Genomic DNA, 14,027 nt, shown 5'->3' with positions numbered 1-14,027 from the left:
GCTCTGGTTCGATCGGCGCGCGGGCGATCCAGAGACAGCAGGAGCGGACCATGGAGCATGTGACGATTCGAGCCAACGGTGCGGCGTTCCACGTCGCCCGGACCGGGAGCGGCAGGCCGCTGCTGCTGTTGCATGGCTGGCCGGAATTCTGGCTGACCTGGGAGCCGGTGATGGCGCGCCTCGCCGACCGCTACACCCTGATCGCGCCCGACCTGCGCGGCTTCGGCGACAGCGACAAGCCGCGAGGCGCATTTGGGCCCGACCAGCATACCGACGACATGCTGGCGCTACTGGACGCACTCGGCATCGACAAGGCCGGCGTGGTCGGCCATGACGTCGGCGGCGCGGTGATGCAGCCGCTCGCCCGCAAGGCGCCCGCGCGAATCGCCGGACTGTTTTTCTTCGATTTCGTCTATCCCGGCATCGGGGCGCGGATGGCCGCGCCGGACCGGCTCAACCACATCTGGTACCAGTCGTTCCACCAGATGGAGATGGCGCCCGCACTGGTCGGCGCCAACAGGGACAGCTGCCGCACCTACATCGGCCATTTCCTGCACAACTGGACCCACCGCAAGGCCGCGTTCGACGACGTCATCGAGGATTTCGCCGACAATTTCTTCAAGCCCGGCAACCTCGCCGGCGGCTTCGCGCATTACCGCGCATCACATGCCGGACGCGTGAAGATGATGCAGGGCGAGGCGCCCGCGCTGCCGCCGATTACCGTGTCGGCCTGCATCCGCTGGGCCGAGCACGACCCACTGTTTCCTTACTCATGGACCGACCGGCTGGGCGAGACCTTCTCCAATCTGGATCTGAAGATGTTTCCCGATGTCGGGCACTTCCCGCATCGCGAGGACCCCGACCGTGCAGCCGCTGAGATCAGAGGCTTCTTCGAGCGGATCAATTGGAAGTAGAAAGTGGTGGGACCGCCAGGACGCGACAAAAACTGGCGGTCCCGTGCCGCTTTTCAGTATTGCTGGCCGGGAAGTGCGGCTTCGCCGGTCGGCGGGAGCGACACGGTCCACGGTAGCGGCCGATGCCGAAACGGCAACGCGAAGCCGATCTTAACCTAACCGGTCAACCTTACCGCGCGATCGCCGAATCCCGACCGCTCAGGCGTCGGCCTTCCTGGCTTTCCTGGCCTTTTTCCCGTTCTTGTCGCCGTCGTCGTCCCTGTCCTTCTTCTCGGCCTTCTCGGCCTTCTCGTCCTTGCCGTTGTCTTTCTTGCGATTGGTGTAGCGGGCATTGCCGAGCCCGGTTCCGATGGTCAGCACACCCCAGCGCGCGACATCCTGCATGAACGGGACCTCGGCCAGCCCCTGCGCCACGCCGTCATTGTGCATCACGATCGCGGTGTCATGATCGCCGATCTGCGGGATCGCCTCGACCAGGCTCGCCGGCAGGTTGAATTTGCTGCTCTCCCAATTGCCGGGCAGGTTCTGCGCGCCCTTTTCAATCCCGCCGTCCTCCTTGATGACGCCGGGACAGGCGATGCCGATGAACGGCGCAAGCTTGAGATTCTCGTCCTCTGCAGCGGCGATCAGATCCTTCAGCATCTTCACCAGCCGCTTCACCGCGCCCTCGCGGGTCGGCTCGTCGTCGGCATGGCGCCACAGCTCCGATTTCCAGACCGTCGCCTTGGAAAGATCGGGCGCCTTCTTCCAGCGCGTCTCGACGACGCCGCAGCGGATATTGGTGCCGCCGATATCGACCGCCAGCACGCCGTCATGAGCCTCGAAGATCCACGACGGCGCCAGATGCAGCGTGCCGATCAGCCCGGCATCATCGGGATGAAATCGGATCGGCACCATGTCGACCTTGAAATCCTCCGACTTCAGGATGATGTCGGTGCGCGCGATCGCGAGCTCGCCGAGCCTGGAGTCGCGAAAGCCGCCGCCGACCACGATGCGCTCGGTTTTGGCCCAGGCCTTGGTGTTGAGGAAGCGCCGCGTCACATAGGCGAGCTCCTGGGCGAACTCCTCGATCGCGCTGTGCACCACCGCGGAGGCCTCGGTGTCGTCGCCGATCAGCATCTCATCGAGCTTCTTCTTGCTGATCTTGTCGGACGGCTCGTCGCCGAACGGATCCTCGCCGGATTTGCGCAGCGGCTTGCGCCAGCGGTCGAAGATCTTGCGGAAGGCGCCCTTGGAGGCGCGATCGCCGAGAAAGCCCTCGTCGTCCTTCAGCTCGATGTTGAAGCTGTCGATATCGACCGACGGCAGCCGCGCGGCACCGTGGTGCGCGATGCCCGTGGTCAGTGCAGCGTCTTCAGCCATTCGCCCGTGCCTGCCCGCTTGAGGTTCCCAGCATTAACGAAGCGGAACTCAAATGGTTGCGTCCCGCGCTACGGCCCTTCGGCCGGCGCGGGACGCAATTTTGCAAAGACCTCGGAATGGTCAGGCGGCCTTCACCCCGTAACGCGCCGCAGGCGCGCTGCGCGACAGGTTCGGCATCAGCTTCTGGCGGGCCGCCTCATAGGCCTGCCAATCGGCGGCCTCCGGCAGCGACGGCACGGTGAAGATTTCGCCCTGGTCGAAGCCGGCGAGCGCGGCATCGACCATGTCGTCGGCCTTCATCACGATCTCGCCCGGCAGATGCTCGACCGGCGTACCTGCGATGCCCCAGAACTCGGTGGCGGTGGCGCCGGGCAACACGGCCTGGACCCGGATGTTCTTGTCCTTCAACTCGTGCTGCAGCGAGTGGGTCAACGCCAGCACGAAGGCCTTGCTGCCGCCGTAGACGCCGTTGAGCAGCTCTGGCTGGACGCCGACGACCGAGGCGATGTTGATGATGGTGCCGCCGCCGCGCGCGACCAATCCCGGCACCGCCGCATAGGTCAGGCGCATCAGCGCGTCGACATTGAGCGCAATCATGTCGCTCATCTTGTCGACATCGGATGCGAGCAGCGGTGCCGTCGCACCGACGCCGGCGTTGTTCACCAGCACGTTGATATTGGTATTGCTGCGCAGAATGGACTCGATCCGCGAAACGTCGGCGCGCTTGGTGAGGTCGGCGGCGACGATCTCGATCGATCGGCCCGTCTCCGCCGACAAACGCTTGGCGAGCCCATCGAGGCGCTCGCGGTTGCGTGCGACGAGGATCAGATCGTAGCCACGCCGCGCGAGCCGGTCCGCATAGATGGCACCGATTCCGGACGACGCACCGGTCACGAGCGCCGTTCCTTTGGCTGACTTGGTCATGTTGGTCTCCTGTTTGACCCGAACGGCCGGTTTTGGCCGCTGGTCAGGTTCTACAGGCCCCCTTGCATGTCTCAAATGTCATATATACGCCTTTTTAGGACACAGATTACCGCCGGAGGGTTCCATGAAGGAAATCGGCTTCGTCATTTTCCCGGATTTCCAGGTGATGGGCTTCACCGCCATCACCGCCTTCGAGGTCGCCAATCTGATTGCGGGCACGCCGTTCTACGAGGTCACGCTGCTGTCGGAGAATGGCGGGGCGGTGCGGTCATCCGCTGGCTTCAATGTCGAAACCGAAGCCTTCGGCGAGCGCAGCTTCGACACGCTGTTCATCGGCGCCGGCCACGAACTGCATCCGGCGTCGCCGAAGTTGATCGGCTATATCCGCCGCGCCATGACGGCATCGCAGCGGATCGCCGCGCCCTGCATCGGTGCCTTCTCGCTGGCTGAAGCCGGCCTGCTCGACGGCCGGCGCGTGTCGACGCACTGGCAATTCGCCGCCGAATTGCAGGCCCGATTTCCCGGGCTCAAGGTCGAGCAGGACCGCATCTACATCATCGACGGACCGATCTGGACCTCGGCCGGCATGACCGCGACGATCGACCTTGCGCTGGCGATGGTCGAGCATGATCTCGGCGTCGAGGTGGCACGGTCGGTGGCGCGCAAGCTCGTGGTCTATCACCGCCGCACCGGCGGCCAGTCGCAGTTTTCCGCGCTGCTCGAACTCGCCCCGAAATCCGACCGCGTCCAGAACGCGCTCAACTACGCCAAGGCGCATCTGCGCAACGAGCTGTCGGTGGAGGAATTGGCCGAGGTGGCACGGCTCAGTCCGCGCCAGTTCAGCCGCGCCTTCCGCGCCGACACCGGCCAGTCGCCCGCCAAGGCGATCGAGCAGCTCCGGGTCGAGGCCGCCCGCGAACTGATCGGCGACGGCCGCCATTCGATGGACGAAATTGCCGGCGAGACCGGCTTTGCCGACCGCGAACGGATGCGGCGGGCGTTCCTGCGGGTGCTGGGGCAGCCGCCGCAGGCCATCCGCCGCCACGCCCGGGCCGCGGCGCAGACCGCGGCTTGAACCGCCGATCCGGGCCAAAATCGCGCCAAACCCTTCATCTTTGGCCGGTTTTTGCCCTGCTTTACCTTGACTCCCCGTCGTTTGCGGCTATAAGTCCGCCCATCCGGCGCGGGGATTTCTCGCGCCGATTGTTTTTGTGCGAACTATTTGGGAATTCATTCCCTTCGCGCGAAACACATAACCCATAGCGACTGAACAAAAAGCCGACCCGGACCATCGGTCCGAGGCCGGAACCGAACACGAAGGAATCAAACGATGTTCGCAGTCATCAAAACCGGCGGCCGGCAATACCGTGTCGTTCCGAATGATGTACTCGAGATAGGCAAGATCGCCGGCGATGTCGGCACGATCGTGCAGCTTGGCGAAGTTCTGGTGCTTGGCGGTGAGACGCCGGTGCTGGGGACGCCCACCGTCGCAGGCGCGACCGTTGCAGCCGAAGTGCTGCAGCACAAGCGCGGCGCCAAGGTGATCGCGTTCAAGAAGCGTCGCCGCAAGAATTCACGCCGCAAGCGCGGCTATCGCGACGAGCTCACGGTGCTTCGCATCACCGAGATCCTCGCCGATAACGCCAAGCCGACCATCGGTCCGCGGCCGAAGAAGGAAAAGGTCGCAGCGCCCGCCGATGATGGCGAGGACGCAGCACCGAAGGCGGCCAAGAAGAAGGCGCCCGCAAAGGCGCCGGCCGCGAAAAAGGCTCCGGCCAAGAAGGCCGCGGCCAAGGCTTAAGAAGAAGTGATCGTCGCGCTTTCGGATTTGAAGCGTGACAAAACGTGAAATGATTCCGTCAAGGAATTGATCTAGAGATCAAAGCGAAGTCGGAGACGAGCTATGGCTCATAAAAAAGCAGGCGGTTCATCGCGCAACGGACGTGATTCCAAGGGCAAGCGCCTTGGCATCAAGGCGTTCGGTGGCGAGCGCGTGATCCCCGGAAACATCATCGCGCGTCAGCGCGGCACCACCTGGCATCCTGGCCTTAATGTCGGCATGGGCACCGATCATACTCTCTTCTCCAAGGTCGAGGGTCATGTCGAGTTCCGTGCCAAAGCCAATGGCCGCACATTCGTATCGGTTATTCCGATGGCGCAGGCGGCCGAATAGACGGTGGACACACATGAGTCCGCCGGGTCCTGTTGAACCGGCGGAGTCGCAAAGGGCTCCAAGGGGAGGCGGGATAACCGGCCTCCCCTTTTTGTTGCGCGCGATCCGGTTCGACCGCGCGTGACGTTCCAAGCGTTGCGTACCGATTGTCGCATCACAGGAGCTCGACATGTTGCAGGACATCCCGACGCCGACCTTGCGCGAGGCAAGAGCTTGCGTCCTCGAGACCGAACGGCTGACATTGCGCAAGCCGACGCTCGCGGACGTAAAAGCAATCGCACGCCTCGCCAATGACCGCCGCATCGCAGAGAACACCCGCCGCCTGCCGCATCCCTATACCCAGGATGACGCCATCGACTTCGTGCGCGCGCTCGGCGCCGGCGGCCGCGAAACCGTTTTCCTGATCGAGAACAATCACACGCCGATCGGCATGGTCGGCATCGACTGGCGCGAGGAAAACAGCGCCGAGCTCGGCTACTGGCTCGGCGTCGACCATTGGGGCCAGGGCTTCGGTACCGAGGCCGCGCGGGCGGTGATCGATTATTTCTTCGAGGAATTCGATCTCGACCAGCTGATCTCGGGCGCCCGGGTCGTCAATCCGTCGTCGCGCAACATCCTGGAGAAGTGCGGCTTCCAGTGGGGCGGCGTCGAGCTGCATCGCTTCGACGCGCTGGGCTCGTCGAGCCCGGTCGACTGCTTCCGGCTGTCGCGCAGCGTCTGGACCTCGCTGAAGAGCTGGAATAACTCGGTCCGGCGGGAGAGCTAGCTGGTCTAACGGTGTCGTCCCGGCGAAGGCCGGGACCCATACGCCGTGGCATCTCAATAAGGCAATCTGGCAGACACCTCGCTAGAACAACGACCAGCTGGGGTAATCGGTCCCGGCCTGCGCCGGGACGACAGCGATGGTCACGCCGGTGGATTCACCGCGGAGTCCGTGCGCCCGAGCTGCTGCTCGCGCACGAAGATATAGAGGCCGGCCGCGATGATGATCGCGGCGCCGATGATCGTGGCCCAGGACGGCACGTCGCCGAACACCACGAAGCCGAAGATCACCGCCCAGACGATCATCGAATATTGATACGGCACCACCACGCTCGCCGGCGCGAGCTTCAGCGAGCGGTTCACGCAGAGCAGCGCCGCGACCGAGATGATGCCGGCGGTGAAGAACAGTACGAGACTGCCGGGGGTCGGCGTCACCCAGCCGATCGGCGAGAGCACGAGGCCGAGGATGAACGTGCCGCCGAATTGCGATGTCGCCAGCACGATATCGGGTGTCGCGCGCAGCGATCGGGTGATCAGCATCAGCACCGCAAACGACAGGCTGCCGCCGAGCGCGATCATCGCCGGCCAGCTGATGGTCTGCGCGGATGGCTTGAGCGCGATCAGCACCCCGCAGAAGCCGACCAGGATCGCGGTCCAGCGCCGCCAGCCGATATGCTCGCCGAGCACGAGGCCCGACATCGCGGTGACGAAGATCGGCCCCGCGAGATAGTAGGTGATGACGTCGGCGAGCGGCAGATAGACGGTCGCGAGGAAGAAGGCCGCAACCTCCAGCGTCGAGAGCGTGACGCGCAGCAATTGCAGCCACGGACGCTCCAGATGCAGGAAATCCGCACGCCGCTTCCACACGATCGGCAGCAGCACGAGCAGCGCCGCGCAGGCGCGCAGCCACAGCAATTGCCCGACCGAATAGGTGGCGACGATGAATTTGCCCATCGCGTCGCCGAACGAGAACATGAAGATCGACAGCAGCATCAAGCCGATGCCGGCGAGCCGCGCCGATCGATCGTCGTAGGAGGACAGTTTTGCGAACAGGCTCATTGTTGTCTTGTTATCGCCGCCTCTGAGTCGGGCAGGTCCGGACGCCGGTTTTACCGAGGTGGCCGAGCAGGACAACCCCGGCGCGGGCATATCGAACCAATTGTCGCAGTGCCGCAGCTGCGCTACGGCTGGGCCACTTCAAAAAACGGAGCAGGAAACGCCGCATGAGCGACTTCGACCCCACCCAGCATCGCATGGTCCCGGCGCAGCGCTGGTTCGAGGATTTCGTGCTCGGCGAGCGCTTCGTGATTCCGAGCCGAACCCAGACCTCGGCGGTGTTCGCCGCGTTCCAGACCGCGAGCGGCGACACCCATCCGATTCATTACGACGTCGAATATTGCCGGACCCGCGGCATGCCCGACCTGCTCGCGCACGGCTTCCAGACCCTGGTGCACACTGCGCCCGGTGCAGGCTTGTTTCCCTATGTCGTCGAGGAGTCGCTGGTCGGCTTCCTGGAACAGTCGAGCAAGTTCCTGAAGCCGGTCTATGCCGGCGATACCATCTACCCCGCGCTGCAGGTGATCGAGCTGTCACCGGGCAAGACCACCGGCGTCGTGACCTTGCGCTCGACCGTGCACAACCAGCGCCGCGAGCTGGTGCTGGAGGGGTTGCAGAAATTCCTGGTCCGGAGGCGACCCACTTAGAGCCATGGTCCGGAAAAGTGTGAAGCGGTTTTCCGATAAGACATGCTCAAACAAGGAGCTTGGGCCGTAAAAAGGCCCGAAAATTAAGGCTTTTCGCTGAAGTCAGGGCCTTTCCGGGTTGCCGCCGCGGCCCCCCTGCCCTAACTAGTGAAAATCATGAAATTCCTCGATGAAGCCAAGGTCTATATTCGCTCGGGCGACGGCGGCAATGGCTGCGTCGCGTTCCGACGCGAGAAGTTCATCGAGTTCGGCGGGCCCTCCGGCGGCAATGGCGGCCGCGGCGGCGACGTCATCATCGAGTCCGTCGACGGACTGAACACGCTGATCGACTACCGCTACCAGCAGCACTTCAAGGCGCAGAAGGGCACCAATGGCATGGGCAAGGACCGCCATGGCGCCAACGGCAAGCCGATCGTGCTGAAGGTGCCGGTCGGCACTCAGGTGTTCGACGAGGACCGCGAGACCCTGCTGCACGACTTCACCGAGCTCGGCGAGAAATTCGTGCTGGCTGAAGGCGGCAATGGCGGCTTCGGCAACGCGCATTTCAAATCCTCCACCAACCGCGCGCCGCGCAACGCCAATCCCGGCGCGCCGGGCGAAGAGCGCTGGATCTGGCTGCGGCTGAAGCTGATCGCCGACGCCGGCCTGGTCGGGCTGCCCAATGCCGGCAAATCGACCTTCCTCTCGGTGGTCAGCGCGGCGCGGCCGAAGATCGCCGACTATCCGTTCACCACGCTGCATCCGCAGCTCGGCGTCGTGAATTACGGCGGCCGCGAATTCGTGCTCGCCGACATCCCCGGCCTGATCGAAGGCGCGCATGAAGGCGCAGGCCTCGGCGACCGCTTCCTCGGCCATGTCGAGCGCTGCCGCGTGCTGCTGCATCTGGTCGACGCGACTTGCGAGCATGCCGGCAAGGCCTACAAGACCGTGCGCACCGAGCTTGAAGCCTATGAAGGCCAGCTTGCCGACAAGATCGAGATCGTCGCGCTCAACAAGATCGACGCCGTCGCACCCGACGAGTTGAAGAAGCAGAAGGACCGCCTCAAGCGGGCGGCGAAGAAGACGCCGCTGCTGCTCTCAGGCGCGACCGGCGAAGGCGTGCAGGATGCGCTGCGTGCACTGGTCGAGGTGATCGGCGAGGCACCGGTGTCCAACAAGGCCAAGGGCGGCCAGGCCGAGCCGTGGGCAACGCCGCTGCCGCAGGGCTGAGCGGCAACCAGACTTCCCAAGCCACATTGTGGCGCCACTTGCTTCCACCTTCCTGCCAGACCGAACCCATGAAACGCCCCGCGCTCAAGAACTTTCGCCGCATCGTCGTCAAGGTCGGCTCATCACTGCTGGTCGACTCGCAGGCCGGCGAGGTGCGCGCATCGTGGCTGGCCGCATTGGTCGAGGACATCGCGAAGCTCCACGAGCGAGGCTGCGAGGTCATGGTGGTGTCGTCGGGCTCGATCGCGCTCGGCCGTAGCCGCCTGAAGCTGCCGCGCGGTCCGCTGAAGCTCGAGGAGAGCCAGGCTGCCGCAGCCGTCGGCCAGATCGCGCTGGCGCGGATCTGGTCGGAGGTGCTCGGCCATCACGGCATCGGCGCCGGGCAGATCCTGGTGACGCTGCAGGACACCGAGGAGCGCCGCCGCTATCTCAATGCGCGCTCGACCATCGCAAAGCTGCTCGAATGGGGCGCGGTGCCTGTGATCAACGAGAACGACACGGTCGCGACGACAGAGATCCGCTACGGCGACAATGATCGCCTCGCCGCCCGCGTCGCCACCATGGCGAGCGCGGACCTGCTGATCCTGCTCTCCGACATCGACGGCCTGTACACCGCGCCGCCCGCGGTCGATCCCGACGCCAAGCTGATCCCGGTGGTCGAAAGCATCACCTCGGAAATCGAGGGGATGGCAGGTTCGGCCGGCTCCGAACTGTCGCGCGGCGGCATGACCACCAAGATCGAGGCCGCGAAGATCGCGACCACCGCCGGCACCCACATGCTGATCGCCTCCGGCAAGATCGAGCATCCCTTGCAGGCGATCGCCGACGGCGGCCGCTGCACCTGGTTCCTGACCCCGGCCAATCCTGTCACCGCGCGCAAGCGCTGGATCGCGGGCTCGCTCGAGCCGAAGGGCACGCTGACCATCGACGCCGGTGCGGTGGCGGCGCTGCGCGCCGGCAAGAGCCTGCTGCCGGCCGGCGTGATCCGGGTCGACGGCCAGTTCGCCCGCGGCGACGCCGTGGTGGTGCGCGGCCCCGACACCCATGAAATCGGCCGCGGCCTGGTGGCCTATGACGCCGAGAACGCCGAGAAGATCAAGGGCCGCTCCTCGCCAGACGTGATGACCATTCTGGGCATCAGCGGCCGGTCCGAGATGATCCATCGCGACGATCTCGTGATCGGCCCGGCCGGGGCGATCCCGGCCAAATAAGCCCAAATCGCCCACCGGGCCGACAGCCGGCCTGCCGCCCACCTGCCATGCCGGTTCCGCGCCTCGCCACCCCGCAATTGCTATGCTAGAACATAGCCTTAGAGCATGATCCGGAAAAGTGGACACCGGTTTTCCGAAGAGATCATGCTCAAACAAGGACTGGGACTTCCATGAGTGCCCCTCTGAAGGCGATCGACGGCAACGCCGATCTCGCCGCCCTGATGACCGACCTCGCCGCCAAGGCGCGCGCCGCCGCGCGCGTGCTGGCACTGGCGCCGCCGGAGCAGAAGAACCGGGCGCTCGCGGCAATCGAACGCGCGATCCGCGCCAATGCGCCGGCGATCCTCGCTGCCAATGCCGAGGACGTTGCCGAGGCGCGCGCGGGCGGCATGACCTCCGCCTTCGTTGACCGCCTGACACTGACGCAGGGACGCATCGACGGAATGGCCGACGGTGTTGCGACCGTGCGCGAGATTGTCGATCCGGTCGGCGCCGTCACCGAGAGCTGGCAGCGTCCGAACGGCATGACCATCGAGCGCGTGCGGGTGCCGCTCGGCGTCATCGGCGTGATCTTCGAGAGCCGCCCCAATGTCGCGGCCGATGCCGGCGTGCTGTGCCTGAAGGCCGGCAACGCGGTGATCCTGCGCGGCGGCTCCGATAGTTTCCGCTCCTGCCGCGCGATCCATGAATGCCTGGTGCAGGGCCTGCGCGAAGCCGGCCTGCCCGAGGCCGCCATCACTTTGGTGCCGACCCGTGATCGCGCGGCCGTCGGCCTGATGCTGACCGGATTGAACGGCGGCATCGACGTGATCGTGCCGCGCGGCGGCAAGAACCTGGTCGCGCGCGTCGAGGCGGAGGCACGCGTTCCGGTGTTCGCGCATCTCGAGGGCGTCAACCACATCTATGTCGATGCCAGTGCAAAGCTCGATATGGCGAAGTCGGTCGTGCTCAACGCCAAGATGCGCCGTCCCGGCGTCTGTGGTGCCGTCGAGACCCTGCTGATCGATCGCGACGCTGCCGCGACGAAGCTGAAACCGCTGGTCGCGTTGTTGATCGATGCCGGTTGCGAGGTGCGCGGTGACGACACCGTGCAAGGCGCCGATGCCAGGGTGAAGCCTGCGTCCGACGAGGACTGGGACACCGAATACGAGGACGCGATCATCTCCGCGAAAATCGTCGACGGCCTCGATGAAGCGATTGCGCATATTCAAAATCACGGCTCGCATCACACCGATGCGATCGTGACGGAAGACACGACTGCCGCGCAAAGATTCCTCAACGAGGTCGATTCGGCGATCGTGCTGCACAACGCCTCGACCCAGTTCGCCGACGGCGGCGAGTTCGGCTTCGGCGCGGAGATCGGAATTGCCACCGGCAAATTCCACGCCCGCGGGCCGGTCGGCGCCGAGCAGCTGACGAGCTTCAAGTATCGCGTCCACGGCACCGGGCAGACACGGCCGTGATCACGATCGCACGCGCACGGTAAACCATTGCAGCAAGCCTCACGCGTGTCGTTGTCCGCAGCCCAGGCCCTGCCGTTCTACACCAACGGCATGCGTATCGGGCTGCTCGGCGGCTCGTTCAATCCGCCGCACGCCGCGCATCGCGCCATCAGCCAGTTCGCGCTCAAGCGATTGCAGCTCGATCGCGTGTGGTGGCTGCTGACGCCGGGCAATCCGCTGAAGAACCATGACGGCCTGCACGCGCTCAACGAGCGCGCCGCCGCCGCGCGCCGCGTTGCCGACGATCCGCGCATCGACATCAGCTGTCTCGAAGCTGTCATTGGCACGCGCTATACAGTAGACACGATCATCCACTTGCGCCGCCGTGTCTCCGGCGTGCACTTCGTCTGGATCATGGGCGCTGACAATCTCGCGCAATTTCATCGCTGGAAAGATTGGCGGCGCATCGCGTCCGATGTGCCGATTGCCGTGATCGACCGACCGCCCCAAAGCTTCCGCGCCCTTGCCGCACCGGCGGCGCAGGCGCTCTCGCGCTATCGCATGCCCGAAAATCAGGCGACACGGCTGGCCGACCAGCAGGCGCCCGCCTGGGTCTTCCTGACAGGAATGAAATCCAATCTGTCTTCGACCGGACTCCGGAACCCGGACGGGAGCTGGAGAACGGCGTGAAGCCGCAAAAGGGTTACTGGAATATTGAAACCATTAACCCCACATGCGTAGTATGGTCCGTGGGCGCCGAGGATTCGGCCCCCGCGATACAGTGAAAGGAATGGTCCCTGGCCACATCTGTATTGTCAAAGTCTGTTTTACCCAAGGTTCCAAAGACTGCGCGTAAAACATCGACGAAAACTGCGGCCTTGCAGGCGCAACCGGACGCCGACAAACCGGATGCCACCAAGACGCTGAGCCTGATCCTCTCCCGCCTCGATGACATGAAGGCGGAAGAAACGGTCACCATCGACCTTCGCGGCAAATCCGCATATTCCGACTACATGATCGTCACCACCGGCCGGGTTAACCGGCACGTTGGCGCGATCGCGGAAAATGTGACGAAGAGCCTCAAGGAAAACGGGGTCAAGAACATCCATGTCGAGGGCTTGCCCAATTGCGACTGGGTGCTGATCGATTCCGGCGAGGTAATCGTGCACGTGTTCAGGCCTGAGGTACGCGAGTTCTACAATCTCGAGCGATTGTGGACTCAGAACCCGGCGGTCGCGGCGGTCTAAGGCGTATCGAAGCCGATGCGAATCGGCTGCAGCGCAGCTAGTCTGCGTTGATGCGCCTTGTCGTCATCTGCATCGGCCGTCTGAAACAGGGCCCTGAACGGCAGCTCGCCGAGCGCTACCGCGAGCGCTTCGAGGATATCGGCCGCAAGCTCGGATTTCGCGGCCTCGAGATCCACGAGATCGCGGAAAGCCGCGCGCGCGACACCGCCGCACGCATTGCCGAAGAAGCAGCAGCGATCGCCGCGCTGCTGCCCGACAAATACGCGCTGGTGGCCCTCGACGAACGCGGCAAGAGCATCGACAGCGCGAGCTTCGCGCAGCAGCTCGGCCGCTGGCGCGACGAGGGTTTGGCGCATACGGCCTTCGTGATCGGCGGCGCGGACGGACTTTCGCCGGAATTGCAGCGCAAGGCTTCGTTGCGTATTGCATTCGGCTCCGCGACCTGGCCGCACCAAATGGTCCGCGTCATGCTTCTGGAACAGATTTATCGGGCCGCAACCATTTTGGCCGGCCACCCCTATCATCGCGCTTGAGCCGCGGTGACGGACAGTCGAAAGCGCTGAACCTACGCGAATGCAGCACAAGCGGGACACAGCTTCGTATTTCGGCACCGCGCGCCGCCGCGGGCTGCTGGCGTCGCTGCCCCTGTCGATCGCCATGCTCGCCGCACAGCCACAGCCCGCGGCGCATGCGCAAGCGGCACCATCGACGCAACAATCCGCTCCGCCGGCACTGCAGGCCGCAACCGCGGAGACATCGCCCGACGCCATCAAGCAGCGCGAGCAGGAGCTCGAGGCCGCACGCGAGCAGCAGCGCAAGGCGACCGAGCTGCAGGAGAAGCTGAAGGCCGACATCGCGGCGATGGGCCAGGACCGCAGCAAGCTCAATCAGCAGCTGATCGACATTGCCGGCCAGGTACGCGGCGTCGAGACAAGGATCGCGGATGCCGAGGCGCGCTTGCTGCCGCTCGATGGCCGCGAGCGCGAGATCCGCAGCTCGCTCGATTCACGCCGCTCCGAAGTGATCGAGGTGCTGGCCGCGCTGCAGCGCGCCGGGCGGCGGACCCCGCCGGCGCTGCTG

General features: G+C 64.8%; 15 protein-coding genes and 1 pseudogene. 13 read left to right on the top strand and 3 right to left on the bottom strand.

What is annotated here, in order from left to right; all coding sequences use genetic code 11:
- Nucleotides 1-50: 50 nt before the first annotated feature.
- Nucleotides 51-914, top strand: a complete 864-nt coding sequence (locus tag H8A92_RS21110) for an alpha/beta fold hydrolase (RefSeq protein ID WP_229197527.1) — start codon at nt 51-53, stop codon at nt 912-914.
- Between the two features lie 198 nt (nt 915-1,112).
- On the opposite strand, the gene H8A92_RS21105 is transcribed toward H8A92_RS21110, so the two are convergent.
- Together H8A92_RS21105 and H8A92_RS21100 are read right to left on the bottom strand one after the other, a co-directional pair.
- Nucleotides 1,113-2,276 carry an ROK family protein gene (locus tag H8A92_RS21105; protein ID WP_229197526.1) on the bottom strand — a complete coding sequence of 388 codons (1,164 nt, stop codon included), beginning with the start codon at nt 2,274-2,276 and terminating at the stop codon, nt 1,113-1,115.
- Nucleotides 2,277-2,396: 120 nt separating this feature from the next.
- Entirely contained in the window at nt 2,397-3,200 is an 804-nt protein-coding gene (locus tag H8A92_RS21100; RefSeq protein ID WP_229197525.1) for an SDR family NAD(P)-dependent oxidoreductase, read from the bottom strand.
- 124 nt (nt 3,201-3,324) lie between these two features.
- On the opposite strand from H8A92_RS21100, the gene H8A92_RS21095 reads away from it, so the two are divergent.
- From H8A92_RS21095 to H8A92_RS21080, 4 genes are all read left to right on the top strand, one after another.
- Nucleotides 3,325-4,275: a GlxA family transcriptional regulator gene (locus tag H8A92_RS21095; RefSeq protein ID WP_229197524.1), complete on the top strand. Its 951-nt coding sequence runs from the start codon at nt 3,325-3,327 to the stop codon at nt 4,273-4,275.
- Between the two features lie 255 nt (nt 4,276-4,530).
- Entirely contained in the window at nt 4,531-5,001 is a 471-nt protein-coding gene (rplU, locus tag H8A92_RS21090; RefSeq protein WP_229197523.1) for a 50S ribosomal protein L21, read from the top strand.
- 102 nt (nt 5,002-5,103) lie between these two features.
- A complete protein-coding gene (rpmA, locus tag H8A92_RS21085) occupies nt 5,104-5,373 on the top strand; it encodes a 50S ribosomal protein L27 (protein WP_229197522.1) in 270 nt (89 codons plus the stop codon).
- 169 nt (nt 5,374-5,542) lie between these two features.
- Nucleotides 5,543-6,139 carry a GNAT family N-acetyltransferase gene (locus H8A92_RS21080; RefSeq protein ID WP_229197521.1) on the top strand — a complete coding sequence of 199 codons (597 nt, stop codon included), beginning with the start codon at nt 5,543-5,545 and terminating at the stop codon, nt 6,137-6,139.
- 140 nt (nt 6,140-6,279) lie between these two features.
- Here the strand turns inward: H8A92_RS21080 and H8A92_RS21075 are convergent, their stop codons facing one another.
- On the bottom strand, nt 6,280-7,194 hold the full coding sequence (locus tag H8A92_RS21075; RefSeq protein WP_229197520.1) for a DMT family transporter: 915 nt from the start codon (nt 7,192-7,194) through the stop codon (nt 6,280-6,282).
- Nucleotides 7,195-7,358: 164 nt separating this feature from the next.
- Here H8A92_RS21075 and H8A92_RS21070 point away from each other — a divergent pair, with 164 nt between their 5' ends.
- The 8 genes and pseudogenes from H8A92_RS21070 to H8A92_RS21035 form a co-directional block, all read left to right on the top strand.
- The gene (locus tag H8A92_RS21070; protein ID WP_229197519.1) at nt 7,359-7,838 is read left to right on the top strand and encodes a MaoC family dehydratase; all 480 of its coding nucleotides are present in this window, start codon (nt 7,359-7,361) and stop codon (nt 7,836-7,838) included.
- A 156-nt stretch (nt 7,839-7,994) separates the two neighbouring features.
- Complete coding sequence (gene obgE, locus H8A92_RS21065) at nt 7,995-9,047, top strand: GTPase ObgE (RefSeq protein WP_163150741.1); 1,053 nt, start codon at nt 7,995-7,997, stop codon at nt 9,045-9,047.
- A gap of 68 nt (nt 9,048-9,115) precedes the next feature.
- A complete protein-coding gene (gene proB / locus H8A92_RS21060; RefSeq protein ID WP_229197518.1) occupies nt 9,116-10,258 on the top strand; it encodes a glutamate 5-kinase in 1,143 nt (380 codons plus the stop codon).
- Nucleotides 10,259-10,428: 170 nt separating this feature from the next.
- Nucleotides 10,429-11,721, top strand: a complete 1,293-nt coding sequence (locus H8A92_RS21055; RefSeq protein WP_229197517.1) for a glutamate-5-semialdehyde dehydrogenase — start codon at nt 10,429-10,431, stop codon at nt 11,719-11,721.
- Between the two features lie 45 nt (nt 11,722-11,766).
- Entirely contained in the window at nt 11,767-12,390 is a 624-nt protein-coding gene (locus H8A92_RS21050) for a nicotinate-nucleotide adenylyltransferase (RefSeq protein WP_338026579.1), read from the top strand.
- 188 nt (nt 12,391-12,578) lie between these two features.
- Nucleotides 12,579-12,947: a ribosome silencing factor gene (gene rsfS, locus H8A92_RS21045; RefSeq protein WP_229197516.1), complete on the top strand. Its 369-nt coding sequence runs from the start codon at nt 12,579-12,581 to the stop codon at nt 12,945-12,947.
- 50 nt (nt 12,948-12,997) lie between these two features.
- Nucleotides 12,998-13,480, top strand: a complete 483-nt coding sequence (gene rlmH / locus H8A92_RS21040; RefSeq protein WP_229197515.1) for a 23S rRNA (pseudouridine(1915)-N(3))-methyltransferase RlmH — start codon at nt 12,998-13,000, stop codon at nt 13,478-13,480.
- 40 nt (nt 13,481-13,520) lie between these two features.
- Nucleotides 13,521-14,027 (top strand): annotated as a pseudogene (locus tag H8A92_RS21035) (hypothetical protein); the annotation flags it as partial.

Source organism: Bradyrhizobium acaciae (assembly GCF_020889785.1).
Lineage (GTDB): Bacteria > Pseudomonadota > Alphaproteobacteria > Rhizobiales > Xanthobacteraceae > Bradyrhizobium > Bradyrhizobium acaciae.
This window is presented reverse-complemented; position numbering and strand designations above follow the sequence as displayed.

Bases quoted from the DNA above. Each gene is read 5' to 3' on its own strand.
- H8A92_RS21110 (WP_229197527.1), top strand. From the start codon at position 51: ATGGAGCATGTGACGATTCGAGCCAACGGTGCGGCGTTCCACGTCGCC.
- H8A92_RS21105 (WP_229197526.1), bottom strand. From the start codon at position 2,276: ATGGCTGAAGACGCTGCACTGACCACGGGCATCGCGCACCACGGTGCC.
- H8A92_RS21100 (WP_229197525.1), bottom strand. From the start codon at position 3,200: ATGACCAAGTCAGCCAAAGGAACGGCGCTCGTGACCGGTGCGTCGTCC.
- H8A92_RS21095 (WP_229197524.1), top strand. From the start codon at position 3,325: ATGAAGGAAATCGGCTTCGTCATTTTCCCGGATTTCCAGGTGATGGGC.
- rplU (WP_229197523.1), top strand. From the start codon at position 4,531: ATGTTCGCAGTCATCAAAACCGGCGGCCGGCAATACCGTGTCGTTCCG.
- rpmA (WP_229197522.1), top strand. From the start codon at position 5,104: ATGGCTCATAAAAAAGCAGGCGGTTCATCGCGCAACGGACGTGATTCC.
- H8A92_RS21080 (WP_229197521.1), top strand. From the start codon at position 5,543: ATGTTGCAGGACATCCCGACGCCGACCTTGCGCGAGGCAAGAGCTTGC.
- H8A92_RS21075 (WP_229197520.1), bottom strand. From the start codon at position 7,194: ATGAGCCTGTTCGCAAAACTGTCCTCCTACGACGATCGATCGGCGCGG.
- H8A92_RS21070 (WP_229197519.1), top strand. From the start codon at position 7,359: ATGAGCGACTTCGACCCCACCCAGCATCGCATGGTCCCGGCGCAGCGC.
- obgE (WP_163150741.1), top strand. From the start codon at position 7,995: ATGAAATTCCTCGATGAAGCCAAGGTCTATATTCGCTCGGGCGACGGC.
- proB (WP_229197518.1), top strand. From the start codon at position 9,116: ATGAAACGCCCCGCGCTCAAGAACTTTCGCCGCATCGTCGTCAAGGTC.
- H8A92_RS21055 (WP_229197517.1), top strand. From the start codon at position 10,429: ATGAGTGCCCCTCTGAAGGCGATCGACGGCAACGCCGATCTCGCCGCC.
- rlmH (WP_229197515.1), top strand. From the start codon at position 12,998: ATGCGCCTTGTCGTCATCTGCATCGGCCGTCTGAAACAGGGCCCTGAA.